The 25,457-nt window shown below is 69.6% G+C and carries 25 protein-coding genes; 14 read left to right on the top strand and 11 right to left on the bottom strand.

Annotation, left to right across the window (positions count from 1 at the left end):
* The first annotated feature begins 110 nt into the window (after positions 1-110).
* Positions 111-779, top strand: coding sequence for an aspartyl/asparaginyl beta-hydroxylase domain-containing protein (locus BpN12_RS12045; RefSeq protein WP_246792817.1), 669 nt, complete (start codon positions 111-113; stop codon positions 777-779).
* A gap of 141 nt (positions 780-920) precedes the next feature.
* Here BpN12_RS12045 and BpN12_RS12040 read toward each other — a convergent pair whose 3' ends face one another.
* Positions 921-1,772, bottom strand: coding sequence for an alpha/beta fold hydrolase (locus tag BpN12_RS12040; protein WP_246792816.1), 852 nt, complete (start codon positions 1,770-1,772; stop codon positions 921-923).
* A 350-nt stretch (positions 1,773-2,122) separates the two neighbouring features.
* Between BpN12_RS12040 and BpN12_RS12035 the strand changes: the two genes are divergently transcribed.
* From BpN12_RS12035 to BpN12_RS12025, 3 genes are all read left to right on the top strand, one after another.
* On the top strand, positions 2,123-2,890 hold the full coding sequence (locus BpN12_RS12035) for an HAD family hydrolase (protein WP_246792815.1): 768 nt from the start codon (positions 2,123-2,125) through the stop codon (positions 2,888-2,890).
* Positions 2,891-3,188: 298 nt separating this feature from the next.
* Positions 3,189-4,430, top strand: a complete 1,242-nt coding sequence (locus tag BpN12_RS12030) for an NAD(P)/FAD-dependent oxidoreductase (protein ID WP_246792814.1) — start codon at positions 3,189-3,191, stop codon at positions 4,428-4,430.
* Positions 4,431-5,203: 773 nt separating this feature from the next.
* Positions 5,204-5,653 carry a PA2169 family four-helix-bundle protein gene (locus BpN12_RS12025; protein WP_246792813.1) on the top strand — a complete coding sequence of 150 codons (450 nt, stop codon included), beginning with the start codon at positions 5,204-5,206 and terminating at the stop codon, positions 5,651-5,653.
* 67 nt (positions 5,654-5,720) lie between these two features.
* Here BpN12_RS12025 and BpN12_RS12020 read toward each other — a convergent pair whose 3' ends face one another.
* From BpN12_RS12020 to BpN12_RS11985, 8 genes are all read right to left on the bottom strand, one after another.
* Entirely contained in the window at positions 5,721-6,041 is a 321-nt protein-coding gene (locus tag BpN12_RS12020; RefSeq protein WP_246792812.1) for a hypothetical protein, read from the bottom strand.
* A gap of 90 nt (positions 6,042-6,131) precedes the next feature.
* The gene (locus BpN12_RS12015; protein WP_246792811.1) at positions 6,132-7,658 is read right to left on the bottom strand and encodes a UxaA family hydrolase; all 1,527 of its coding nucleotides are present in this window, start codon (positions 7,656-7,658) and stop codon (positions 6,132-6,134) included.
* The gene (locus BpN12_RS12010) at positions 7,655-8,815 is read right to left on the bottom strand and encodes a mannitol dehydrogenase family protein (RefSeq protein ID WP_246792810.1); all 1,161 of its coding nucleotides are present in this window, start codon (positions 8,813-8,815) and stop codon (positions 7,655-7,657) included. The genes BpN12_RS12015 and BpN12_RS12010 overlap by 4 nt, the downstream gene beginning before the upstream one ends.
* A 31-nt stretch (positions 8,816-8,846) precedes the next feature.
* The gene (locus tag BpN12_RS12005) at positions 8,847-9,857 is read right to left on the bottom strand and encodes a zinc-binding alcohol dehydrogenase family protein (protein ID WP_246792809.1); all 1,011 of its coding nucleotides are present in this window, start codon (positions 9,855-9,857) and stop codon (positions 8,847-8,849) included.
* Positions 9,858-10,037: 180 nt separating this feature from the next.
* Positions 10,038-11,054 (bottom strand): aldo/keto reductase, encoded by a 1,017-nt coding sequence (locus BpN12_RS12000; protein ID WP_246792808.1) that lies wholly within the window; start codon positions 11,052-11,054, stop codon positions 10,038-10,040.
* A 53-nt stretch (positions 11,055-11,107) separates the two neighbouring features.
* Positions 11,108-12,055: an ABC transporter substrate-binding protein gene (locus BpN12_RS11995; protein WP_246792807.1), complete on the bottom strand. Its 948-nt coding sequence runs from the start codon at positions 12,053-12,055 to the stop codon at positions 11,108-11,110.
* A gap of 85 nt (positions 12,056-12,140) precedes the next feature.
* On the bottom strand, positions 12,141-13,172 hold the full coding sequence (locus BpN12_RS11990; protein WP_246792806.1) for an ABC transporter permease: 1,032 nt from the start codon (positions 13,170-13,172) through the stop codon (positions 12,141-12,143).
* Positions 13,165-14,715: a sugar ABC transporter ATP-binding protein gene (locus BpN12_RS11985; RefSeq protein ID WP_246792805.1), complete on the bottom strand. Its 1,551-nt coding sequence runs from the start codon at positions 14,713-14,715 to the stop codon at positions 13,165-13,167. Before BpN12_RS11985 ends, BpN12_RS11990 begins: the two co-directional genes overlap by 8 nt.
* Positions 14,716-14,948: 233 nt before the next feature.
* On the opposite strand from BpN12_RS11985, the gene BpN12_RS11980 reads away from it, so the two are divergent.
* On the top strand, positions 14,949-15,659 hold the full coding sequence (locus BpN12_RS11980) for a FadR/GntR family transcriptional regulator (RefSeq protein WP_246794700.1): 711 nt from the start codon (positions 14,949-14,951) through the stop codon (positions 15,657-15,659).
* A 67-nt stretch (positions 15,660-15,726) separates the two neighbouring features.
* Here BpN12_RS11980 and otsA read toward each other — a convergent pair whose 3' ends face one another.
* Positions 15,727-17,148: an alpha,alpha-trehalose-phosphate synthase (UDP-forming) gene (otsA, locus tag BpN12_RS11975; RefSeq protein WP_246792804.1), complete on the bottom strand. Its 1,422-nt coding sequence runs from the start codon at positions 17,146-17,148 to the stop codon at positions 15,727-15,729.
* A gap of 584 nt (positions 17,149-17,732) precedes the next feature.
* Here otsA and BpN12_RS11970 point away from each other — a divergent pair.
* The gene (locus tag BpN12_RS11970; RefSeq protein WP_246792803.1) at positions 17,733-18,164 is read left to right on the top strand and encodes an Hsp20/alpha crystallin family protein; all 432 of its coding nucleotides are present in this window, start codon (positions 17,733-17,735) and stop codon (positions 18,162-18,164) included.
* Positions 18,165-18,199: 35 nt separating this feature from the next.
* Positions 18,200-18,613, top strand: coding sequence for an Hsp20/alpha crystallin family protein (locus BpN12_RS11965; RefSeq protein WP_246792802.1), 414 nt, complete (start codon positions 18,200-18,202; stop codon positions 18,611-18,613).
* 102 nt (positions 18,614-18,715) lie between these two features.
* On the opposite strand, the gene BpN12_RS11960 is transcribed toward BpN12_RS11965, so the two are convergent.
* Positions 18,716-19,603, bottom strand: coding sequence for a LysR family transcriptional regulator (locus BpN12_RS11960; RefSeq protein ID WP_246792801.1), 888 nt, complete (start codon positions 19,601-19,603; stop codon positions 18,716-18,718).
* 123 nt (positions 19,604-19,726) lie between these two features.
* Here BpN12_RS11960 and BpN12_RS11955 point away from each other — a divergent pair, with 123 nt between their 5' ends.
* The 7 genes from BpN12_RS11955 (at position 19,727) to argE (ending at position 25,375) form a co-directional block, all read left to right on the top strand.
* The gene (locus BpN12_RS11955) at positions 19,727-20,575 is read left to right on the top strand and encodes a transporter substrate-binding domain-containing protein (RefSeq protein ID WP_246792800.1); all 849 of its coding nucleotides are present in this window, start codon (positions 19,727-19,729) and stop codon (positions 20,573-20,575) included.
* A 13-nt stretch (positions 20,576-20,588) separates the two neighbouring features.
* Positions 20,589-21,272: an amino acid ABC transporter permease gene (locus BpN12_RS11950; protein WP_246792799.1), complete on the top strand. Its 684-nt coding sequence runs from the start codon at positions 20,589-20,591 to the stop codon at positions 21,270-21,272.
* Positions 21,262-21,939, top strand: coding sequence for an amino acid ABC transporter permease (locus tag BpN12_RS11945; RefSeq protein ID WP_246792798.1), 678 nt, complete (start codon positions 21,262-21,264; stop codon positions 21,937-21,939). The genes BpN12_RS11950 and BpN12_RS11945 overlap by 11 nt, the downstream gene beginning before the upstream one ends.
* A 64-nt stretch (positions 21,940-22,003) precedes the next feature.
* Positions 22,004-22,987, top strand: a complete 984-nt coding sequence (locus BpN12_RS11940) for an agmatinase (protein WP_246792797.1) — start codon at positions 22,004-22,006, stop codon at positions 22,985-22,987.
* Complete coding sequence (locus tag BpN12_RS11935) at positions 22,984-23,712, top strand: amino acid ABC transporter ATP-binding protein (protein ID WP_246792796.1); 729 nt, start codon at positions 22,984-22,986, stop codon at positions 23,710-23,712. The genes BpN12_RS11940 and BpN12_RS11935 overlap by 4 nt, the downstream gene beginning before the upstream one ends.
* Before the next feature lie 75 nt (positions 23,713-23,787).
* Positions 23,788-24,195 carry a RidA family protein gene (locus BpN12_RS11930; RefSeq protein WP_246792795.1) on the top strand — a complete coding sequence of 136 codons (408 nt, stop codon included), beginning with the start codon at positions 23,788-23,790 and terminating at the stop codon, positions 24,193-24,195.
* Between the two features lie 16 nt (positions 24,196-24,211).
* Entirely contained in the window at positions 24,212-25,375 is a 1,164-nt protein-coding gene (gene argE, locus BpN12_RS11925; protein ID WP_246792794.1) for an acetylornithine deacetylase, read from the top strand.
* Positions 25,376-25,457: the final 82 nt, after the last annotated feature.

Genomic DNA, 25,457 nt, shown 5'->3' with positions numbered 1-25,457 from the left:
AAGTAATAATGATTCTCGTTTCACCCGACAGACGCGCGCCGCGCGGGGTGCTTCAATACCGTGGCCCGCCGACCGCGGCGCGCCGGTCCCGTTCAACCGAAAGGCTTCCCATGCATGATCATTCCGCTTCCTTTTGCCAGCACACGCCCGAGCCGGCGAGCCGGCCCGCGTTCTACCCGCTCGAGCAGTTCCCGCGTCTCGCGGCGCTGGCCGCGAAGTGGGAGATCATCCGCGATGAATGTCAGCAGCTGAACGCGCCGATGCTCGAGATCGACCGGGTCGGCAAATCGCACCTGCAGGTGTACGCGGAGACGGTGGAGCACATCCGCGCCGGCGGCGAATACGGCTGGCTGAAGGGCTGGGGCGAGGGCGGCGTGAGCAACGCCGACTGGACGCAATACGGGCTGGTGGTGCGCGACCAGCCGATCCCGTTCGCCGCGAGCCGGATGCCGAGGACGCTCGAGATGCTCAAGGAGATCGCGGGCATCAAGGTGTGCGCGCTGTCACGCATGCTGCCCAATACGCTGCTCAACACGCACCGCCACCCGGAGCTGCATGACGAGGGCATGCTGCAGATGCATATCACGCTGGATGCGGCGAGCGAGCGCGGCTTCGCGTACCTGAACGTGGCCGGCCATTTCAACCAGAACCGGGTGGGCAACGCGATCGTGTTCGACGGCTCGCTCGATCACTTCGCGCTGAACGCGTCGCCGCAATCGCGCACGATCTTCTACCTGGAATTCGAACGCGCGAAGCAGATGGTGCCGGCGGCGGGCTGAGCGCGGCGCGTTTGCGGAAGGGGATCGGGGCGGACGGCGCCGGGGAGCTGCGAGGGCCGTCGTGCCGGACCGGCTGCGGGCATTCGGCGGCGGCCCGTGATGCTTGCCGGGCGGGCAAAGCGGCCCGCCGCGGCAGCAGGCTCAGACGCCCTGCAGGAATGCCGTCAGGTGACGGTTGAAGGCGCTCGGGCGCGCCAGGTTCATGCCGTGCGAGGCGCCTTCGATCGTGACGCGCGAGGCGTTCGCGATCCAGCCGGCGAGCGCGCCGACGTTCTCACGGAACATCGCGGGGCTCTTCTCGCCTTCGATCAGCAGCGTCGGGCAGGCGATGCGGCCGGCCAGTTCCGCCGAATAGGGCGGCAGCGGGTCGCGCAGCTGCATCGACAGCGTGCGCGCGTTGTCGGTGGCCATGGTGCGGAAGCCCGGCGAGCTCTTCTGCCAGGTGCCCGCGCGGCTCACGGAATCGACGAACAGCTCGAGGCCGGCATCCACTTCGCCGTTCGCGATCAGCGTCACGGCGCGCGTGCGCAGGCGCTTGGTTTCGAGCGAGGCGGTGGGCGCGGACGGGTTCGGCACGCCGGTCAGGCCGCCGCCCGGATCGCAGAGCGTGAGCGAGCGCACCAGCTCCGGAAAACGCAGCGCCATGTGGAATGCCACCGAGCCGCCGCGCGAATGACCGACCAGATGGACCGGGCCGGCGTCGAGCTGGCGCACGAACGCGCCGAGCTGGTCCGCGTGCGTGCTCCAGCTGAAGGTGGGCAGATCGTCCGACGGCTCGGCCGGCCAGTAGTGCGTAAGGCTCGGCGCGATGCAGGCGAAATTCGGCGCGAGGCCGCTCAGTTGCGGTTGCCAGAAGCGGAAATCGCAGAGCGAGCCGTGTACGAACACGACGAGGTCGCCTTCGCCCGTCCGGACATAGGGCATCTTGATGACGGGGCCGGTACCGGGAAGGTCCAGCGAGACGGGGGCTGCGAGAGAGGCGACGGGGTTCACGATCGTTGTTTGAGCGGCTGTGGGAGCCATCATAATGGATTTCCCTGATATCCCATGACTGTGCAAAAAAAACGACAGCAGCTGCGATGCATCCCCGAATTCGTTGGATTTGCTCGAAATCCTTGACTGGCAAGGGTTTTCGGCGTCCCGGGCGGCGTACGGAAAGGCGAAATGAATACCCGTGATTGTTGTATGGATTTGCGATAATCAAAATTGACAAGGGGCGATTCGTCGCGCACGGGTGGCCGCGGCAGCGTCAGGAACGGGTGTCGGGGCGGCCCGGTGCGTGGCGCGCCGGGCTTTACAATCCACGCCGTCATCTCGTGTTTCCTCGCCCATCCCCAGCCTTCATGCAAGACAACCCAACCGTGCCGGCCCCGGCCGCTGCCGCTTCCGATCCTCCCCCGCGCCGGCCCGCGGCCCGCGCGATCCTCTGGGACATGGACGGCACGCTCGCCGACAGCGAGCCGCTGCACTTCGCATCGCTGCTCGCCGCGCTGCGCCACTTCGGCGTGGCGGCGGACGAGACGCTGCAGGCGCCGACCTGCGGCATGACGGGGCGCGCTTCCTATGATTTCTGCGTCGAGCGTTTCGGGCAGGCGTTCGATTTCTCGACGTGGTCGCGGGTCCGCTCCGAGACGTTCGCCGCGAGCCTCGGCCGGCTGCGTGCCCGGCGCGGCGCGCTCGCGCTGTGCCGCGCGGCGGCGCGTGCCGGCCTGCGTCAGGCGGTGGTGTCGAACGCGGGGCGCGGCACGCTCGATGCCGGCGTGGGCGCGCTCGGGCTCGACGCCTGGCTGGCCGTGTCGATCTGCGCGCACGACGTGCCGGCCGGCAAGCCCGCGCCGGACGGCTATCGGCTCGCCGCCGAGCGGCTCGGCGTGCAGCCCGGCGAGGCGGTGGTCGTCGAGGACAGCCGCCTCGGCGCGCGGGCCGGCGTGGCGGCGGGGATGCGCGTGCTGGTCTGGCTCGGCGCCGACGACGTGGCAACCGGGTTTCCGCCCGAGGCCGAAATACTACGCACCCCGAACGAACTGGCCGATGCGCTGGGCCTGGTGATCGACCCGCTCGATACCTTCGATTCACACGGTTCTCTCGACACCGCCATCCCCCGCGAATGACACTTCGCGCCGGCCGCGAACGCAAGCGGCGCGCGCCGGATTGCCATCATGCAGGCCGAGCGATCGCCCGCATGCGGCGCGTGCCGATTGATGCGCGCGCGCCGAACGGCGATACTCGCGGTTCGCCGATGCGCGTGCCGGGCCGCATGCTTGCCGCCCCGTGTCGCGCGATGGCTGGATGTTTCATTTCGTTAGGCATGCCGCCGCGGCGCACCGGACACGCCGGTGCCGGCTCGCGCGCTGCCGCCGGGATCGCGTCCGGCCGGACCACGGGCGCAACTGAACAAAGGAACGAAGCATGGACGCATTGGATGTGGTGATCGTCGGGGCAGGGCATGCGGGCGCGAATTGCGCGGCCGAACTGCGCAAGGCAGGCTTCGAGGGCACCGTCGCGCTGCTGTCGGACGAGGCCGAGCAACCCTACGAACGGCCGCCGCTGACGAAGGACTACCTGACCGGCGATCGCGGCGCCGAGCAGATCCGCTTTCGCACGCCGGAGGCGTGGCTCGAACGCGCGATCGACGTGCGCCTCGCGCATCGCGTCGAGGCGGTCGATGCCGAGGCGCACGTGCTGCGCCTGGCCGACGGCAGCGCATTGCGTTACGGCAAGCTGGTGTGGGCCGCGGGCGGCACGCCGCGCCGGCTCGGCTGCGAGGGCGCGACGCTCGACGGCATCCATGTGATCCGCGCCAAGCACGACATCGATGCGCTGAAGGCGGACCTCGCCGGACGCGAGCACGTGGTGGTGGTGGGCGGCGGCTACGTGGGGCTCGAGGCGGCCGCGGCGCTGACCAAGCTGGGCGGCGTGCGCGTGACGGTGGTCGAGGCGCAGGCGCGCCTGCTCGCGCGCGTGGCCGGCGAGGCGCTGTCGTCGTTCGTCGAGGCCGAGCATCGCGGCCGCGGCGTGGAGATCGTGACGGGCGCGCAGGTCGCCGCGCTGAAGGGCCGTGACGGGCGCGTGGCGTCGGTCGAGCTGGCCGACGGCCGCTCGATCGCCGCCGATCTCGTGATCGCCGGCATCGGCATCGTGCCGAACGCGCAGCTGCTGATCGACGCGGGCGCGCGGGGCGGCAACGGCGTGGACGTGGACGAGGCCTGTCGCACCAGCCTGCCCGACGTCTACGCGATCGGCGATTGCGCGCGCCGCGCGCATCCGCTCGTGGCCGGCGACGCGCTGCGCATCGAGAGCGTGCCGAACGCGGTCGAGCAGGCCGGCATCGTGGCCGCCGCGATCACCGGCAAGCCGGCGCCGAAGCCGGGCGTGCCGTGGTTCTGGTCGACCCAGTACGACCTGCGCATCCAGATGGCGGGGATTCCCGACGGCCATGACGAGGTGGTGGTGCGCGGCGACGTGGCCGCGCGCGCGTTCGTCGTGCTCTATCTTCGCGCGGGCCGCGTGATCGCGCTCGACGCCGTGAACGCGACCAAGGAATACGTGCAGGGGCGCGCGCTGATCGCGACCGACGTCGTGCTGACGCGCGAGCAGCTCGAGGATATGTCGGTGCCGCTGCAGGCGCGCATGCCGGCCGCGAGCGTGTGAGCGTCCGAACGTCCGGGCGCCTGCGCGCTCGAACGACGGGCGGCTCCCCGAGTGACCGAGGCCGGTCGCGCATCGCGCGGCCGGCTTTTTTCATCGCGTCGCGAGGCGGGCGCCGGACTTCGCCGGCCTCGGACGATGACGTCCGGCCCGGCTACGGCAGGCTTGTCCACGAAGCGTGTCGAATCCGGCTGGTGCCGGTGCGCACCGCTTCCCGCAGGCGCCGCCGGCCACCGCCCGCCTGGGGAGCGTTCGCACCGCCTCCGCGATGGAGTGCGACATCGGCGGGAGTGGTGCAACCGCCATGGCCGGCAGTCCGACCGCCTCATCGATACGACGAATCGGCGCGATCCGCTCGCGGCTTCCGGGCATGGGCGTCAGGGCGACCCTGGCGACCGTCCCGGCACCTCGCCATGCGGCGACACCGATCCGGGGGCGCCGGCTGGCCGCCAGAGCATGAAAAAATCGGTTCGACGTTTGTATTTGCTGCCATTCCCGGTGCCGGTCACGGCCCGCCGATGCCGGCGTCGCGGCAGGCCCCGCTGCCCGACAGGCGCGGCGAAGGACGTGGCGCCGGCGGCGCGGCCGCCGTCGCTCAATCCAGCGCGGCCGCCGCCCCGCCTGGACCTGCCTTGCCGCCATGGCCTCTTCTCGATACCTCGCCGCGCGAGCATGCCGACGCCCGCGAGGTGGCCGGCCGGGCGATGGGTACGGCACTTGCTCGAAAGGCTTGCCGTCTGTCGGCACCCTTCCTTCCATCCACGAGGAGATACGCCATGAGCACGAACGTTGTGTCGGTTCTGAACGACCTGGTCGAAACGTCAAAGGACGGGCAGCTGGGTTTCGAAAAAGCGGCACAGGATGCCCACGATCCGCAGTTGAAGGCGTTGTTCCAGACGCGTGCCGCCGATTGCACGCGCAGCGTCGGGGAACTGCAGGCCCTGGTGCAGCAACTCGGGGGCGACCCGAAAACGGGCGGCTCGACCACGGGCGCGCTGCACCGCGGTTGGGTCAATCTCAAGTCCGCCGTCACCGACCGCAGCGACCATGACATCCTCTCCGAGTGCGAGCGCGGCGAGGACGCCGCGAAGAAGCGCTATCACGATGCGCTCGAAAAGGACGAACTGCCCGTCGAGGTGCGCGCGCTGGTCGAGCGGCAGTACCAGGGCGTGTTGCAGAATCACGATCGCATTCGCGATCTGCGCGACCAGTTCGCGAACCGGTAACGGCCGGCGGCCCGGCGCTGCCGGGTCGCGCCCTTGCCGGCGCGGCCCCCGCTTGGGGGCCGCGCGCCTACGGGGCGTCTTGCACGCGGTCGTGCCGCTCGCGAGCGCCGCCCCCTTCATCGCCTGGCGGCTCGCCGTCGCCGAGTTCGCGCAGGAGCCGAAGCACCGCGGGGATGTGAAAGTCCTGAACGCAGGGCGCCGCGAGCCGTCGTTGCCGACACATCTGCTCGGCCAGCTCCAGTGCCCGCCGGCGCGAATCGATCAGCAGCAGCAACGCCTCGCGCATCAGCGAGCACTCCAGCGAAGACAGTGAAACGGACCGCGCCGCCGGCCCGGTCCGATGCTTCCGCGCGCGCCGCTCGATCGTCGTGGGGTACACGTCGTTCATTCGTTCTCCCAACTACGTGGCCGCCCGACGCGACCATCGAACGTCATCACCGACTGCAACTACCCGCCGTCACCGCCGGACCGTGGTCCATCACATCACCGCCCCGCGCAGCCAGGGCACGAACTCGCGGTCGCCGATGCCGTTGTCCTCGCCGCTCGTGCGTCGTCCCGAGGCGACCTCGAGCATCAGGCGAAACAGTTGCGCGCCCGCCGCCTCGACGCCGAGCCCGCCATCGACGATCGGGCCGCTGTTGAAATCCATGTCCGCGCGCATCCGCTCGAACAGGCCGGTCGTGGTCGCGATCTTGATGGTCGGCACCGGCTTCGAGCCGAACACCGAGCCGCGGCCGGTCGTGAAGCCAATCAGGTTCGCGCCGCCGGCGACCTGCCCGGTGGCCGACACCGGGTCGTAGCCGGGCGTATCCATGAACACGAGGCCGCGCGCGGTGACCGGCTCGGCATAGTCGTAGACCGCATTCAGCGGCGAGCTGCCGCCCTTGGCCACCGCGCCCAGCGATTTCTCGAGAATGGTGGTGATGCCGCCGGCCTTGTTGCCGGGCGATGGATTGTTGTTCAGCTCGCCGCCGTGCTCGGCGGCATAACGCTCCCACCATTGCAGCCTGTCGAGCAGGCGCCCGGCGACGTCGCCGGAAGCGGCGCGCGCCGTCAGCAGATGCTCGGCGCCGTAGATCTCCGGCGTCTCCGAGAGGATCGCGGTGCCACCGTGGCGCACCAGCAGATCGACGGCCGCCCCGAGCGCCGGATTGCCGGTGATGCCGGAGTAACCGTCCGAGCCGCCGCATTGCAGGCCGACTTTCAGCTGCGAGGCGCAGACGGCCGTGCGGCGCGCGCGGCCGGCATGCCCGATCAGCTCGCGCACGATGGCCACGCCGCGCGTCACCGTCTGGCGCACGCCGCCTTCGTCCTGGATCACGAGCGTGCGGACCGGGTCGGCGCCCGGCGCGTCGAGCAGGTCGAGCAGGCCGTCGAGCTGGTTCACCTCGCAGCCGAGGCCCACCAGCAGGATGCCGCCGAAGTTCGGATTGCGGGCGTAGCCCGCCAGCGTCCGGCGCAGCAGGGCGATGCCGTCGCCGGCGGCCGCCAGCCCGCATCCGCTCTGGTGCGTGATCGCGACGACGCCGTCGATGCCGGGAAACGCGTCGAGGGCCGGCCCGCGGAACGCATCCGCGATGGCGTGGCACACCGTTGCCGAGCAATTGACGCTCGCGATCACGCCGATAAAGTTGCGCGTGCCCACCTGGCCGTCGGGGCGGACGAAGCCCATGAAGGTATCGGACAGCGCGGCGCCGGCCGCATGCGGCGGCGCGGCGGCGGGCGCGGTGCCGCCGGCGGGATGCGCCGGCATGTCGACGTTATGCACGTGCACGTGCTCGCCCGCTTCGATTCCGTGGCGCGCCACGCCGATCGTCTGCCGGTATTTGGTCACGCGCTCACCGCGGGCGAGCGCGCGGGTCGCGATCTTGTGGCCGGCCGGCACCGGCGTGAGTACCGGCAGGGCATGCCCGTCGAGTTCGACGACGCTGCCGGCCTCTAGCGCGCGCAGGGCCAGCGCGACGTTGTCGTCGCCATGCAGCTTCAGGAGCGTGGCTGGATTCATGATGGGTGGACCTCTGAACTCGGTTCCGGCAGGTTGTGCGCGGCCAGCAGGCCGCGCAGACGCGGTTGGGCGCGGCCCGGCGCGTGCGCGTGCGCCAGCGCGATCAACGGGCGGATCCGGCGCCGGATCTTCTCGTCGTGGTGATTCGCGATGTCCGCGATGCGATGGTCGAGGTAAGGGTTGAGCAGACGGTCGCGCACCGTGTCGATATAGCGCTCGGCGGCATCGCGCTGGCCCAGCGCGACGAACACCGGCAGCACCTCGTCGCGCCAGACTTGCTCGATCCCGTCGCCCAGCCTGGGATCGCCCATCGCCTCGCGCACCGTTTCGTCCGGCGGGCGGCCCTGGCGCAGCCACTGCTCGGCCAGCCAGGTATGGCCCAGGTTCAGGAAGAACAGCTTCAGGCGTTCGTGGCCGGCGAGGTCGTCCGTCACGACGATCTGCTCATGCGTGCAGGGCAGCGTCATGCCGGCGTGACGCTCCACGGCCCACAGCGCATACGGCTCGGCGATCGCGCCGACCGGATCGATCGCCCCGGATACGATCCGGTCCACGAGCGAATTCACCCAGACGCAGGTGTGCAGCAGGTAGGCGATCAGGCCGTCGGGCAGGCGCCACTGCCGGGCCAGGCCCAGCACGATGTCGCGCAGCGTGTCGCCGTTGCTCGCGATCAGCTCGCAGGGCAGCAGCGTGACGCCGTCGGCGGGGCGCTCCCGCCAGCGCGCATGCAGCAGCGTCAGCAGCTTTGCCGGGAAGCTGTGCGGCACCCGTGTCGCGTCGGCGAGCGCGTCGGCAGAGTCGCGTTCGTCGAGCCGGTAGCCGGCATCGGCCGTGTTCGACACGATCACGCGCACGTCGTCGACGGCGGCCCGGCGGATCGCGGCCCAGTCGGTCGCGGCCGTCCATGCCCGGCGGACGGCCAGGCACTCGACCACGCGTTCGATCGCGACGCCGTCGGCCCGCCCGCGCAGATGCACCGGATACCGGCCCGTCGCGGCCAGCGCGTCGATGCGGGCCCGGCTCGACGGGTTCGAGGTGGTCTGCACCACGCCGATGCCGCCGATCGCCTCGCCGCGCGCGAGCGCCTCGGATACGAAGAAGGCGACGTGCGCGAGCAGGAACCGGCTGGTGCCGAACTGAAGGATGGGGACGCTCATGCGGCGAGTCCTGATGGCGTGGTCATGCCGGTCAGCACTCGACGAGCGCCTTGACCACGGTCTGCCCCGGCTCCAGCAGCCGCGGCAGCGCCTCGGGCACTTCGTCCAGCCGCATGCGGTGCGTGTTCAGCGCCTGGTCGGGAATGTGCCCGTCGCGCATCGCCGCCAGCACGGTGTCGAAATCGGCGGCGGTGGCGTTGCGGCTCGCCAGCAGCGTCATCTCGCGCTTGTGGAATTCCGGATCGGAGAACGTGACCTGGCCCGGCACGATCGAGATCAGCACGTACCGGCCGCCGTGCGCGACGAACGCGAAGCCGCGGTTCATGGCGTCGATGTTGCCGGTCGCATCGAACACGACGTCGAAGAACTCGCCGTTCGTCAGCGCGGCCAGCCGCGCCGCGTCGCCGTCGCCCACCGGCACCGTGGCCTCGATGCCGAGCTGCGACCGGCAGAACGCCAGCCGGTCGGCGCGCGTGTCGAGGCACGTCACCGTGCCGCCGCGCAGCCCGGCGAAGATCATCGCCGCCATGCCGATCGGTCCCGCCCCCACGACCAGCACGCGCTGGCCCGGCTGCACGTCCGCGCGCCGCACGGCGTGCGCGCCGATGGCCAGGAATTCGAGCATCGCGGCCTGGTCGAGCGATATGCCCCGGGCCTTGTGTACGAACTGCGCGGGAACGCTCAGATACTCGGTCAGGGCGCCGTCCCGATGCACGCCCAGCACCTTGATGTCGACGCAGCAGTTGGTCTTGCCCTGGCGGCAGGCCACGCAGTGTCCGCACGACAGATAGGGCATGACGTAGACGCCGTCGCCCGCGTCGAAACCGGAACCGGCCTCGGCCTCGACGACGACCGCCGACAGCTCGTGTCCCATCACGCGCGGATATTCGAGGTACGGCTGATTGCCGGTGAAGATGTGCAGGTCGGTGCCGCAAATGCCGACGCGGCTCACGCGCAACAGTATTTCGCCGCTGCCGCGCACGGGCAGGTCGCGTTGCAGCGCCCGCAGCACGCCGGGCGCTTCGCAGATCACGCTAAGCATGGAAGCTCCTTTCAGTGGAATCGAGTGGACCGGCCCGACGGACCGATTCCGTGGAAACGACAGGCATGACCGCCGAAGCGGTCGCGAGCGGCATCGAAGATCGCCTGCGGATGGCGAGGCGGCCAATGACCGGCGCGCGCCTCGATCCGCCGGTCGTGCCGGTGGGCGTCGACGCCCGCATCATGTCGCGCTCCGCGGCACCGGCGCGGCATCGTCGATCAGCGCCTCGCGCCGGAGCGCGTCCCACAGCGCGTCGGGAATGTCGCGTTCGAGCCAGGCGATGTTCTGCTGCAGCTGCGCCACGCTGCGCGCGCCGATCACGCACGACACCACGGCCGGATGCGCGAACGGGAACTGCAGCGCCGCGGCCGGCAGCGGGACCGCGAAGCGCTCGCAGACGGCCGCGAGCCGCGCCACCTTGGCGACGACGGCGGCGGGCGCGTCGGCATAGTTGAATTTGCCGTTGCCGGCGAGCACGCCGGAGTTGAACACGCCGCCGACGACGAGGCCCGTGCGTGCCCGAACGCAGCGGTCGAGCAGCGGCGCGAGCGCCGTCTGTTCGAGCAGCGTGTAGCGGCCGGCCAGCAGGATCACGTCGAGCGCCGTCTCGTCCAGGGCGTCGGCGGCCACTTCCCACTCGTTGACGCCGAGGCCGACGGCGCCGATCTCGCCGGCCGCGCGCAGCGCTTCCAGCGCACGGAATCCGCCGCCCTTCGTCAAGCAGTCCCAATGGTGCGCATGGCGCTCGCCATGCGTCATGCGGCCGATGTCGTGGACGTACAGCACGTCGATTCGCGCCAGGCCGAGCCGCTGCCGGCTGTCGTCGTGGGAGCGCAGGATGCCGTCGTAGCTGTAGTCGAAGACGGGGCGGAACGGCAGCGGCGCGGCCCAGCCGTCGTCGCCGGGCCGCACGCCCGGGTCGGGCCGCATCAGGCGGCCCACCTTGGTGCTCAAGGTGAACGCGTCGCGCGGGCGTGCCGCGAGCGCGCGCCCCGTGCGGTGTTCCGACAGCGTGTAGCCGTAGAACGGCGCGGAGTCGAAGTAGCGCAGGCCGGCGGCCCAGGCCGCCGCCATCAGCGCCTCGGCCTCGGTGTCCGGCATGGCCTCGTAGAGGCCGCCCAGCTGCGAGCAGCCGAGGCCGAGCGCCGTCAGCGGCAGCCCGTTGCGGGGCAGGGCGCGGGTTTCGTGAGCGTTCATGATGCGGACAGGAAAATGGCGAACCGGCGTTAAGTGGAGCGGCGGGCACGGCCTCAATAGAGGACGTCTTTCGCTTCCTTCGAATCGAGGTTCTGCTTGTCGATCATGACCACGCCGGTATCGACGAACTTCGCCACCGGCTTGCGTTCGATGACGCCGACGACGGTCTGGATGCCCCGGTTGCCCATCTGCCACGAGCCCTGCACGGCGATCGCCTGGAGCGTGCCGTCGCGCACGAAGCCCTGCAGGTCCTCGTTGCCGTCGAAGCCGATGGCGGTGATCCTGCCCGCCTTGCCGGCCTGCTTGAGCGCGCGGCCCATGCCCACCGCGGTCGGCTCGTTCGCGCCGAAGATGCCCTTCAGGTCGGCGTTCGCCGACAGCACGTCGGTGGTCTGGTTCAGCGCCGTCGCCATCTGCGACTGCGAGTAGTACGGGCCGACGATCTGCAGCTTCGAATGCGCCGCGATGTATTTGCGGAACCCGCCCACGCGGCCCACTTCCGAGCCGGCGCCGGGCACGTAGGACATCACGGCGATCTTGCCGGTCTGGCCGACGCGATCGATCAGCGCCTTGGCGCACAGTTCGCCGGCCTTCTCGTTGTCGGTCGACAGGAACGACTGGTAGTACGGCTTGCCCGACGCCGATACCGGCGAATCGATCAGCACCACCGGGATATGCGCTTCCCATGCCTTCTTGATGGCGGGCACCAGCGCGTCGGGATCGGACGCGGCCAGCACGATGCCGGCCACATGCCGGTTGACGGCGTTTTCCACCATGTTCACTTCGTCGGCGATGTTCGATTCGGCCGCCGGCCCCTGGAACGTCATCGTGTAGCCCGGCGCGCCGTCGAGCGCCGCCTTCGCGCCCTTCTGCACGTTCTGCCAGTAGTTCGAATTGACCGTCTTGACGATCACGGCGATCTCGCCGCCCGCCGCGAATGCACCGGTACTGAATGCCGCGCACGCCATTGCCGCTGCCGCCAGCAGGGAAAGTTTCCGCATGTCTCGCTCCTGTCTCGTGTTATTGGACTGCCTGTGTTTGGACTGCCTGGGTGAAACGCACTTCGGGAACTGCGCTTCGTGGGGTTTACCGCTTCCGGTTGCGCAGCTGGTCGATCCAGACCGTGCCCAGGATCACGACGCCGATGATGATCTGCTGGATGAAGCTCGACACGCCGTTCATGTTCAGGCCGTTGCGCAGCACGCCGATCACGAACGATCCGATCGCGGTGCCCGAGATCGTGCCGACGCCGCCCATCAGCGAGGTGCCGCCGATCACGGAGCTGGCGATCGCATCGAGTTCGTACATGACGCCTTCGTTGGGCTGCCCGGTCACGAGGCGCGACATCAGGATGCAACCCGTCACGCCGGCCATCGCGCCGGATAGCACGTAGGTGAACAGCGTCACGCCGCGCACGTCGACACCGGACAGCCGCGCCGCCTCCGCGTTCGAGCCGACCGCGTAGATGTGGCGCCCGAGCGAGGTCTTCGACAGCAGCACGGACACGCCCACGAACAGCACGATCATCACGACCACCGGATAGGGAATGCCGGGGAAGGTGACGTCGGGAAACCCGTCGGGGCCGATGCGCGAGATGCGGAACAGGGCGCCGTTGCCGAGCGTGCCGAACGCGTCGCCGAGATCCGAGACGGGGCGCGCCCCGGTGATCTGCAGCGCGAGGCCGCGCGCCACCAGCATCATGCCGAGCGTGGCGATGAACGGCGGCAGGCCCATGCGCGTCACGCAGATGCCGTTGACGATGCCGCACAGCGCGCCGACCAGGATCCCGCACAGCATCGCGGCCGGCACCGGCACGCCCGACCTGGCCAGCAGCGCGGCCGAGACGCCCGCCAGCGCCAGCACCGATCCGACCGACAGATCGATGCCGCCGGCGATGATCACGCAGGTGGCCGCGACCCCGAGGTAGGCGATCGAGGTCACCTGCAGGCAGACGGTCATCAGATTGTCGACCGAGAAGAACGCCGGACTGGCGAGCGAAAACGCGATCACGAGCGCGACCAGGCTGCCCAGCGCCGCGAACTTCTGGATGAGGTCGCGGCGCCGCTGATGGGCGGCCTGCCTGGCGACGTGGGTGGGATCGGATGTGATGTCAAGCATGGGTGCGCCCCGAAGCGTAGTGCATGATTTCCTCCTGGCTGGTGTGCGGCGTGTCGAGCACCGCCGTCACGCGGCCCTCGTGAAAGACGGCGATGCGGTCGGTCATCCCGAGCAGCTCGGGCAGTTCCGAGCTGATCAGCACGACCCCCACGCCCTGCGCGGCGAGCCGGTCCATCAGGCCGTAGATGGCGAACTTCGCGCCGACGTCGATGCCGCGCGTGGGCTCGTCGAAAAACAGGATCCGCGAGCCGCGGTAGAGCCACTTGCCGATCACGACCTTCTGCTGGTTGCCGCCCGACAGGTTGCGCACGATCTGGTCGACCGACGGCGTGCGGATCGCCAGGTCCTTCACGTAGCGCTGCGCGACGCGCTGCTCCTCGCGAAACCGCAGGAAGCCGGCGCGCGACGAGATGGCCCGCACGTTGGTCAGCGTGAGATTGGCGGCCACCGGCATCGCCAGCGCGAGCCCCTCCTTCTTGCGGTCTTCCGACAGGTAGGCGAGGCCGTGCCGGATCGCTTCGCGGGGCGAGCGGATCCTCACCGGCTCGCCGTGCAGCGCGATCGTGCCGCCGTCGAGCCGGTCGGCGCCGAAGATCGCGCGCGCCACCTCGGTGCGTCCCGCGCCCATCAGCCCGGCAAAGCCGAGAATCTCGCCGCGGCGCAGGTCGAACGACACCGGGCCGAACACGCCGTTGCGATGCAGGTCCCGCACGCTCAGCAGCACCTCGCCGGTGGGCACCGATTCGCGCACCGGATAGGCCTCGTCGAGCGAGCGGCCGACCATGCGCGCCACGATGTCGTTGACGCCGAGGGCGGCGAAGTCGTCGGTCGAGATGTGGCGGCCGTCGCGCAGCACGGTCACGCGATCCACGATGTGCGCCATTTCATCGAGCCGGTGCGAGATGTAGAGGATCGCCACGCCCTCGGCGCGCAGTTCCTTGATGATGCGGAACAGCTGGGCGGTTTCCGATTCCGTCAGCGACGACGTCGGCTCGTCCATGATGAGCAGCCGGGCATCGAGCGAGAGCGCCTTCGCGATCTCGACCATCTGCTGCTGCGCGATCGACAGCGTCCCGACCAGCGTCGACGGCGGCACCTTCAGGCCGATCCGCGCGAGGCAGCGGCCGGCGTCGGCCTTGAGGCGGCGCGTGTCGACGAACGGGCCGCGCCTGGGCTCGCGGCCCAGGTACAGGTTCTCCGCCACGCTCAGGTGCGGGACGAGATTCAGCTCCTGGTGAATGATCGCGATGCCGGCCGCCTGTGCCGCCGAACTCGAGCCGAACTGCACCGCCTCGCCGCGATAGCGGATCACGCCGCTGTCCGGGCGGTACTGGCCGCTGATGATTTTCATCAGCGTCGACTTGCCGGCGCCGTTCTCGCCGCAGACGGCATGCACCTCGCCGCAGCGCACGCCGAACGTGATGCCGTCGAGTGCCACCACGCCGGGGAAGCGCTTGCCGATGCCTTCCAGGCCGAGGATCTCCTCCGTCGGGGGCCTGGCAGGGGCCGCCGCCGCGCCGGGCAGGCTGCTGGGAATGCTCATCGTGTCTCCTTCAAGGTGGCCGGCCTGGCTTTGCGCTGGTCAGTCCAATTGCGGCGAATTAGACCGTATTGTGGTAGTTTGGTCAAGCCAATATGAAGTTTTGTGATGGGCCTGACCAATGGTGAAAACCCTGATTTCGGGTGAGAAAGCCCGTCAGTAGAGGCTTGCGCGGCATGCTAGACTTGCCCGGCCGTGCGTCCCGCGTGGCCTCGTCCGCTCGCCGAACCCTCAACATGAAAGCAACCGAGCCCAAGCGGCTTTACCAATCCATCGCCGCCCAGATCCTGACGCTGATTCGCCAGGGCGATTTCCCGCCCGGCGAGCGCCTGCCGCCGGAGCGCGAACTGGCGGTGAAGCTCGGCGTCTCGCGTCCGTCCCTGCGCGAGGCGCTGATCGCGCTCGAGATCGGCGGCAACGTGGAGATCCGGGTCGGGTCGGGGGTATACGTGCGCGAGGCGGGCGTCGGCGACGAAGCCGCCGTCGCGTCGTTGGGCGACAGCCCGTCGGAACTGATGCAGGCGCGCGCGGCCATCGAGGGCAGCGTCGTGGTGCTGGCCGCCGCGCGCATGACGGCGGCGACGGCGGACCGCCTGCGTCGCTCGATCGAGCGGATGCATCGGCTGGCCGCCGCCGGCAAGTCACCGCTCGAGGCCGACCGGCAGTTCCATATGCTGATCGCGGAGGCCGCCGGCAATGCGGTGCTGAGCCGCTTCGTCGCCGAACTGTTCGACAGCCGCCACGATCCGATCGCGGCCGCGCTGCGCGGGCACGTGGAAAATCCATTGACCTGGACCGCCGCCGCGCGCGAGCACGAGGACATCCTGCGGGCGCTGCAGGCGGGCGATCCGATCGCCGCGCAAACGGCGATGCGCGCGCATCTTCGCGCTTCCGAGGGACGATGGACGGAAGGCGAGATGGCCGCGCAGGGGCGGGCGGCCGACTAGGAAACCGCTGCGCCAAGAGCAGCGGGGCGGCGGCGAACGGCGCTCGCGTGGCGCCACCGACACGGAACTAGGCGAGCGAATCAGCCGGCTCCCGCAAGCAACGCGCCGGCGACGGACGGCCGGTTTCCTCGAGCGCGCCGAGAAAACCCGCGCTCCATCCATGCACGTCGTGCTTGCGGATCTCCTCGAGCAGGGCCGTGTGGCGCCGCACGCGCTCGTCCAGCGGCATCGTCAGCGCGGCGTGGATCGCGCGCGCGGTGCCCTGGACGTCGTAGGGGTTCACCAGCAGCGCGTCGGTCAGCTGCTCGGCGGCGCCGGCGAAGCGCGACAGCACCAGCACGCCCGGGTCGTTCGCGTCCTGCGCGGCGATGAACTCCTTGGCCACCAGGTTCATGCCGTCGCGCAGCGGCGTGACGAGCGCGACGCGGCTCGCGCGGTAGAGGCCCGGCAGCGAGGTGCGATCGAGGCTGCGATGGATGTAGCGCACCGGCATCCAGTCCAGCTCGCCGTAGTCGCCGTTCACGGAGCCGCACAGCGAATCCATTTCCTGGCGCAGCTGGTCGTAGGCGTCCACGTCCTCGCGGCTCGGCGCGGCGATCTGGATCAGCGTCGCGCTCTGGCGCATCTCGGGATAGCGGTCGAGCATCTCGCGGAACGCCTGCACGCGCTGCGGCAGCCCCTTCGAGTAGTCGAGCCGGTCCACGCCGAGCAGCAGCTTGCGGCGCGAATACTCGTCGCGCATCTGCTCGTAGACGTTCAGGCCGTCGTCGTCGGTGGCCATCTGCGCGAAGCCGTCCACGTCGATGCCGATCGGGAACGCGCCCACGCGGATCGTGCGGTCGAACGCGCGCAGCCGCTCGCCGTCGATCAGCTGCGCATCGGCCTCGGCCTCGGCGTAGCGCACGAAATGCGTGACGTCGGTATGGGCCTGGAAGCCGACCAGGTCGTAGGCGAACAGCGAGCGCATCAGCCATTCGTGTTCGGGGATCGCGGCCATGATCTGCGGCGGCGGCACGGGGATGTGCAGGAAGAAGCCGATGCGGTTGCGGCAGCCCTGCGCGCGCAGCTCGGTGGCGAGCGGGATCAGGTGATAGTCGTGGACCCACAGGACGTCGTCGGGCTGCAGCAGCGGAATCAGCTTCTGCGCGAACAGCCGGTTCACGCGGCGGTAGCCGTCGCTGAACTGCACGTCGAAGTTCGCGAGGTCGAGCCGGTAGTGGAACACCGGCCACAGCACGTTGTTGGAGTAGCCGAGATAGAACGCGTCGTAGTCGCGCTGCGACATGTCGATGGTCGCGAGCTGCATGTTGCCCACTTCGCGCGTCTGCACTTCCTGGGTTGCCGGGTCGGCTTCGGTGAGCTTGCCGCTCCAGCCGAACCAGATGCCGCCGCGCTGCTGCAGACTCTCGTTCAGCGCGACGGCCAGGCCGCCCGGCACGGGGCTGTCCGGATCATAAGTGCGATTCGATACCACGACGAGACGGCTCATGACGGGCTCCTGCTGTTCGTTGGGATTCCTGTTGTATGTGGTGACGAAAGCCGGTATCCGGCACGACCGGCAGCCGGTGGCGACTCTGCCGGACGCACGACGTCGTCGCGAGCCCGGCGCCGCGCCGCGCCTGCGAACGGTTGCAAGAACGGGACGGCCAGCTGCGTCGATGTGCGCCGCCGCGTGTGTGTGGCCGTGCGTGGATCTGGCGGCACTCGAAATGAAGGCGGCCCGGCCGTGGTTCAAGAGGCCGGTGGCCGGCCGGAATGTAACGGAATGTATCGCGTCGTCCCGCGCGGCTGACACGATGCACCTTGCGGGCGAGCGCTGTGTCCGACGCCGCAGGCATGCTCCCCGGCCGGACGCCAGGGGCGAACAAGGCGCAAAAAAAAACGCTTCGCGGGCAGCACGCCGGCCCTTGAAATTTTCATTCGTTGCGCTATTTTAAGCATCGCTCAGGCAGTCGCGATTCGCGCTGCGTGTTTCGATTTGTTTGTCGATGGGGTTTCCCCACGAACGGACGAACTGGAGCGCGTGGTTCCATTCGCCGTTCGTGAAGCGCCCCGATTTTCAAGGAGCCAATCATGAGCGACTTCTTCTTCAGTACCGATCTGTTGGGCGAGTTCGATCGCCTGCACCGGCAGGTGTCCCGGCTGGCGGGCTTTCCCGCCAGCCTGCGTGCCACGCGCAGCGAGAGCTTCCCCCCTCTCAATATCGGCGACACCGACGACAGCGTCGAGATCGTCGCATTCGTACCGGGCCTCGAACCGTCTGCGATCGACGTTACGGTAGACAAGCGGCTACTCATCATCAGCGGCGAGCGCAAGGCGCCCGAGCGTGAGGCCGGCGCGCGCGTGTATGCGCGCGAGCGCTTCATGGGCGCCTTCCGGCGCGTCGTCGAGCTGCCGCAGCATGCCGATCCCGACCGCGTCGACGCGCGTTACGAGAACGGATGCCTGATGATCAGCATCGGACGTTCCGAGGCGTCGAAGCCGCGGGCCGTCACGGTGCAATGACGTTTCAACGACCTATCTTCGAACAGGAGCCCATCATGAGCGCAAACAGTGAAATGATCGCGCGCCGGACGCCATCCTCGCAGGTTGACCACGAAGACGCGCAAGGCGCGGAGCATGTCGAGCGCACCTTGCCGGCGGTCGACGTGGTCGAGGACAGTCACGGCGTCACGCTGTATGCCGACCTGCCGGGGGTGCCGCGGGACAAGCTTGATATCCGCGTGGCCGACGGCAGCCTCAGCATCGAGGCGGAGGCGGTGATTCCGGTGCCTTCCGGGCTGCGGCTGCGACACGGAGAAATACGTCATCCGCGTTTTGCGCGCGTGTTCACGTTGAGCCACGATCTCGACACCTCGCGCATCGACGCGCAGTTGCGCGACGGCGTGCTGACGCTGAGCATTCCTCGTCGTGAAGAGGCGCAGCCGCGGCGCATCGAAATCCGGGCCGCCTGAGCGATTCGCGACACGCGGCCCGCCCCGGAGCAGGCATCCCGGGGCACCACGAACGACCGGCGGGCCGTCCGTCGCGGCAGCCCCCGGTCGCCCGCGGCTGCCTCAACCCGGATGCGCCTCGCGCAGCAGGTTCAGGAACGCCTCGACACTGCGCGTGACGGGCCGCGCCTCCTCGATGATCGCGCAGAACGACACCGAATAGGCCGGCGAATCGGGCAGCACCTCGAAGCCGTAACGCGGCCCGAGCCGCGCCACCAGATGCTCGGGCAGCAGCCCGACGTAATGGCCGGTGGCCACCATCATCGCCACCGCTTCCAGCCCGACCACCTCGGGCCCCTGCTCGAAACCCTGCAGCGACAGCGCGTCCTCCACGAACGGATGCGCGCGATAGACGAGCGGCAGCGCGCGCGCATCGCCGTGCGCGGGGATCTCGCCCGCGACGGCCGGGTGATAGAACACGCGATGGGTCTCGGTGAACAGCGGGAAGTGGCGAAAGCCGCCCACCCGCTTGTAGGCGCCGCGAATCGCCACCTGCACGCGCCGCTCGACCAGCGCGGCGCTGAGATCACGATAGGTCATCACCGACAGCGACGGCCGTACCAGCGGCGCGATCCGGTGCAGTTCGGCGAGCGCCTGCGGCACGCGGCAGCCCTCGTGCGTCATCACATGCTCGGACATGCCGAGCTGCAGCGGCCCCGACAGCACGCCGCGCACCGCGTCCACCTCCGGCTTGATGCGCTCGAGCGCCTCCAGCGCCTCGGAGGCGACGCGCAGCGCCACCTCGCCGCCCTCGGTCAATTGAAAGCCGCCCGGCCCGCGCTCGCAGAGCTTGAGGCCGAGGCGCGCCTCCACCTCGTTGATGTGGCGGCTGATCGATGCCTTGGACATGGCCAGCGCGCGCTCGGCGGCGGCGAATCCGCTCGCCTGCGCGGCCGCGCAGAACACGCGCAGCGAACGCAGGTCGCGCTCGTCCAGGTCCATTTTCTTCATCGCCGCGGGCCGCCAAAAGGTTTCGGTTTTCGAAACCATAGCAATAAAAAAATAGTTTTCCAAAACAATTTGACCTGCCTACATTGGTCCTCACCGACCCCCTCGATACCAGGACCGCCCCCGATGAACACCCTCAACCGCCGCCATTTCCTCGCCCTCGCGGGCGGTGCCGCCGCCGCGCTGGCCATGCCCACGCTGTCGTTCGCCGAGGGCGGCACGCTGGCCGACATCCGCAAGCGCGGTGTGCTGACCGTCGGCACCGAAGCCGCCTACGAGCCGTTCGAATTCGTCGAGAACGGCCAGGTCACCGGCTACGGGCGCGACATCCTGCAATACATGGCGGGCAGGCTCGGCGTGAAGCTGAACCAGATGAACCTGCCGTTCCAGGGGCTGCTGCCGGGCCTGATGACGCACAAGTTCGACTTCGTGGCCACCAGCGTGGGCATCAACGCCGAGCGCGCGAAGCGCTTCGCGTTCTCGCAGCCGGTGGGCGTGGTCGACACGGTGCTGGTGGTACGCGCCGGCGACACGGCGATCCACCAGCCCGGCGACGCGGGCGGCAAGGTGGTGGGCACGCAGATGGGGTCGTCCTCGCAGCCGATCGCGCAGGCGTTCGACACGCAGCTGAAGGCGAAGGGCGCCGGCTACGCCGACATCAAGCTGTTCCAGGCCTACCCGGACGTGATGGTGGCGCTGTCGAACAAGACGCTCGACATCGGCATCATGCCGTCGAACATCGTCGCGGTGTTGATGAAGAAGGAGCCGGGCCAGTTCCGCGTGATCGGCAAGATCGGCGAGCCGAAGGTGCTCGCGTGGGTGGCCAATCCGCAGGACAAGGAGATCCGCGACTTCATCAACGCTTCGCTGACCGAGCTGGAAAAGAACGGCCAGCTCGCGCAGATGCAGAAGAAGTGGTTCGGCTACACGATGAACCTGCCGACCTCCGGCTACCTGCCGGAAGGCGCCGTCTGAGGCCGCGCCGATCATGCCGTCCGCTCCGCTGATCGATACCGCCGCGCTCGCGCCGTTCCTGCACGACGTGGCGGCCGGCGCGGCCACCACGCTTGCGGCGAGCGTGGCCGCGTTCGCGCTCGGCCTCGTGCTCGGCGCGCTGCTGTTGCTGCTGCGCCGGCACGGCGGGCGCGTGGCGGCGGCCGCCGTGATCGGCTACGTGAGCGTGATTCGCGGCGTGCCGGCGCTGATCCAGATGCTGGCGGCGTACTACGTGCTGCCCGCGCTGCTCGACATCACGCTCTCGCCGCTGCAGGCCGGCATCCTCGCGCTGGCGCTGAACACCGCCGCCTACATCTCGGAGATCCTGCGCGGCGCGCTGCATTCGCTGGGCCGCGGGCAGATCCCGGCGGCGCACGCGCTCGGCATGTCACCGGTGCAGGTCTGGCGCCACATCGTGTTCCCGCAGCTGTTCATGCGCTCGGTGCCGCCGCTGACGAGCGAATTCACGATGCTGCTGAAGGCCTCGTCGCTGATGTCGATCATCGCCGTCCACGATCTCGCCACCGTGGCGCGCGACGCGACGCTGCAGACCAACCAGCCGCTCGAGGTGTTCACGGCCACGGCCGCCGTCTATTTCGTGATCCTGCTGCTCGTGTCGTCGGCCTCGCGCGGCGTCGAGCGCCGTCTCGCCAGGATGTTGCCCCATGTCCATTGATTTCTCGATCGTCACCGCCGCCGTGCCGCCGCTGCTCGCGGGGCTGAAGGTGACCGCGCAGGTCTGCGTGCTCGGCATTCCGCTCGGCATCGCGGCGGGCACCGCGGCCGCCTACTGCCGCACGCTGCCCGGCGGCCGGTGGCTGTTCCGGCTGCTGCGCGCGGGCTCGCTCGCCTATGTCGAGGTGGTGCGCAACGTGCCGTTCCTGATCCTCGTCTACCTGAGCTTCTTCGGCCTGCCGAAGCTCGGCCTGATGGTGCCGGCCTTCGCGATCGGCGTGGCGGCCACCGCGTTCTACACCGGCGGCTACTTCTGCGAGATCCTGCGCGCCGCGCTCGCGAGCCTCGCGCACGGCCAGCTGCAGGCGGCACGCTCGCTCGGGCTGACCGCGCTGCAGGTGCAGCGCCACGTGGTGCTGCCGCAGATCGTCGGCTTTCTCGCGCCGGCCACCACCAGCCTCACGATCATGATGTTCAAGGATTCGTCGATCTTCTCGGTGATGAGCCTCGCCGAGCTGACCTACCAGAGCAACCTGCTGACCGCCGACACCTTCGCCTACGTCGAGGTGCTCGGCACCACGGCCTTCATCTACTGGTCGTGCAGCGTGCTGCTCGACATCGCCGGGCAATGGGCCGAGCGCGTGGCCACGCGCTACCGCCGCGCCTGATCCGGCATTCACCGAAGCGCCAGATCGCCAACCGATATCCATTGCATAAAGAGGATTCCTGAACATGAACAAGCCCCTGACCGTCGCGCCGCGCACCGGCCACCAGACGCTGCTGTACTCGCAACTCGCGCTGGACCTGGACCGCCTGGAGGCCGACATCGCCGTGCTCGGCATGCCGTATGGCGCCGCCTACTCGGCGGCCGACTTCACCAACGACCAGACCAACGCGCCCACCGCGATCCGCCAGGCCACCGACCGCGTGGTGCGCTCGCCCGGCCATTACGATTTCGACATCGACGGCCCGCTGCTGCAGGAGCGCGACGACATCCGCTTCGTCGATTGCGGCGACGTGATCGCCGACCTGGCGGCGCCGGGCAGCCACTACGAGCGCGTCGAGGCGGCCGTGCGCAAGATCCTCGCGGCCGGCGCGCTGCCGATCGTGATGGGCGGCGACCACGGCATCACCACCCCGGTGCTGCGCGCGTTCGATTCGCTGGGGCCGATCACGCTGGTCCACGTCGATGCGCACCTGGACTGGCGCGACGAGGTGAACGGCGTGCGCGAGGGGCTGTCGAGCCCGATCCGCCGCGCCTCGGAGATGAAGCACGTGGCGAAGATCGTGCAGATCGGCCTGCGCGCGCAGGGCAGCGCGCGGCCCGAGGAACTGCGCGCGGCACGCGCCTACGGCTCGGAACTCGTCACCGCCTACGAACTGCACGACGTCGGCATGGACGCCGTGCTCGAGCGGATTCCCGACGGCGGCAACTACTACCTGACGATCGACGCGGACGGGCTCGATCCGTCGGTGATGCCGGGCGTGGCCGGCCCCGCGCCGGGCGGCGTGACCTTCGTGCAGGCGCGCAAGCTGATCCACGGGCTCGTGAAGAAGGGCCGCGTGGTGGGCATGGACATCGTCGAGATCCAGCCCGAGAAGGACGTCAACCAGATCTCGTGCATCACGGCGGGCCGGCTGATCCTGAACCTGATCGGCAGCGCGATCCGCGCCGGCTACTTCGACTCGCGCGACGGAAGGCGAGGCCCGCGATGATCGAGATCCGGCAGGTCAGCAAGCGCTACGGTGCGTTCCAGGTGCTCGACGACTGTTCCACCCGCGTCGAGGCCGGGCAGGTGGTGGTGGTGTGCGGGCCGTCCGGCTCCGGCAAGAGCACGCTGATCAAGTGCGTGAACGGGCTGGAGCCGTTCCAGTCCGGCCGGATCGTGGTGGACGGCGTGTCGGTGGGCGCCGCCTCGACGCGGCTCGCCGCGCTGCGCGCGAAGGTCGGCATGGTGTTCCAGCACTTCGAGCTGTTCCCGCACATGAGCGTGCTCGACAACATCGCGATGCCGCAGGTCAAGGTGCTGGGCCGGCCGCGCGACGCGGCGCGCGAGCGCGCCCTCGCGCTGCTCGACCGGGTGGGACTGAAGGCGCATGCCGGCAAGTATCCGGCTGGCCTGTCGGGCGGCCAGCAGCAGCGCGTGGCGATCGTGCGCGCGCTGGCGATGGACCCGCGCGCGATGCTGTTCGACGAGCCGACCTCGGCGCTCGACCCCGAGATGGTCAACGAGGTGCTCGACGTGATGGTCGACCTGGCCCGCGACGGCATGACGATGATGGTCGTCACGCACGAGATGGGCTTCGCGCGGCGCGTGGCCGACCGCGTGATCTTCATGGAGCGCGGCGCGATCGTCGAGGACGCCGACGCCGCGCGCTTCTTCGACGGACCGCAATCGGCGCGCGCGCGGCAGTTCCTTTCGCGCATACTCACGCATTGACGCGTGCGTCCCGTTCCGCTTCTTCGCAACCCGGGTCCGAGCCGGACCCGCCCAGACCCGCAAGGCAAGCCAACCATGGAACATACCCGCATCCGCCCGTTCAACACGCGCGACACCTATCCCGAGCAGGCGCTCGACAACGATCTCGCGCAGGCCGTGGTGGCCGGCAAGATGGTGTTCCTGCGCGGCCAGATCGGCCAGGACCTCGACACCTCGGAGTCGGTCGGCATCGGCGACGCGGCGGCCCAGGCCGAGCGTGCGATGGCCAACGTCAAGATGCTGCTGGAGGAAGCCGGCAGCAAGCTCGAGGACATCTGCAAGGTCACCATCTACCTGACCGACGTGCGCTACCGCGAGGCCGTCTATCGCGTGATCGGGCGCTGGCTGAAGGGCGTCCACGCGGTCTCCACGGGGCTGACCGTGACGGCGCTCGCGCGCCCGGAATGGCTGGTCGAGGTGGACGTGATCGCGGTCAAGCCCTGAACCGGAGCCCGACACCATGAACGACGCCGTCGGCCTGCTCGCGACGCTGGTCGGGTTTCGCACCCTCAGCCGCCAGCCGAACCTCGACCTGATCGAATTCGTCGAATCGTACCTGCGCGGGTTCGGCGTCGCGTCGCGTCGCGTGCCGCACGCCGACGGCACGCGCGCCAACCTCTACGCCACCATCGGGCCGCGCGAGCGCGGCGGCATCTGCCTGTCCGGCCACGCCGACGTGGTGCCGGTGGCGGGCCAGCCCTGGAGTACCGATCCGTTCGTGCTGACTGAGCGCGACGCTCGCCTGTACGGGCGCGGCACCTCGGACATGAAGGGCTTCCTCGCCTGCGTGCTGGCGGCGGTGCCGTCGTTCGTGGCCGAGCCGCTGGCGCTGCCGATCCACATCGCCATCAGCTACGACGAGGAGATCGGCTGCGTGGGCGTGCGCGACCTGCTCGACGAGCTGGCGGTGGACGCGGCGCGGCCGATCGGCTGCATCGTCGGCGAGCCGACCCAGATGCGGCTCGCCTCGGCGCACAAGGGCAAGCGCGCCTATCGCTGCTGCGTGCGCGGGCTCGCGGGCCACTCGGCGCAGCCGCAGCTCGGCGTCAACGCGATCGAATACGCGGCGGAACTGGTCACCTCGCTGCGCGGCAGCGCGCGTGCCATGCAGGCCGACGGCACCCGCGACGCGCGCTTCGATCCGCCGTGGACCACGGTGCAGACCGGCACCATCGAGGGCGGCGTGGCCGTGAACGTGGTGCCCGACCGCTGCACGTTCGACTTCGAGATCCGCGAACTGGCGGGCGCGGACGGCGAGCGCATCGTCGCGGCGTTCACCGGCTTCGCGAACGGCACGCTGCTGCCCGAGATGCGCCGCGTGTCGGCCGACGCGTCGATCGAGCTGGAGGCGCTGTCGGCCTATCCGGGATTGCGCGACGACGCCACGTCGCTGGCGCTGAAGGCGCTCTGCGCCGACCTGCTCGGCGACGAGCGCGAGGAGACCACGCTGTCGTTCGGCACCGAGGGCGGGCTGTTCCAGGCGATCGGGATTCCGGCCGTGGTGTGCGGGCCGGGCGCGATCTCGCGCGCGCATCGCGCCGACGAATACGTGACCGCCGACGAACTCGGCGAATGCCTGCGCTTCCTCGAGCGGCTCGCCGGATACTGCCGGCAGCCGCGCTGAAGCGGGCGGCGGCGCCCGACCCGGCCGTCGCCGCGATCGTTCCTTGACGCGCGCGCCGCTCCGCCGCGACGTCTGTCTTGAT

Source organism: Burkholderia perseverans (assembly GCF_022870505.1).
In the GTDB taxonomy this organism is placed as follows: domain Bacteria; phylum Pseudomonadota; class Gammaproteobacteria; order Burkholderiales; family Burkholderiaceae; genus Burkholderia; species Burkholderia plantarii.
This window is presented reverse-complemented; position numbering and strand designations above follow the sequence as displayed.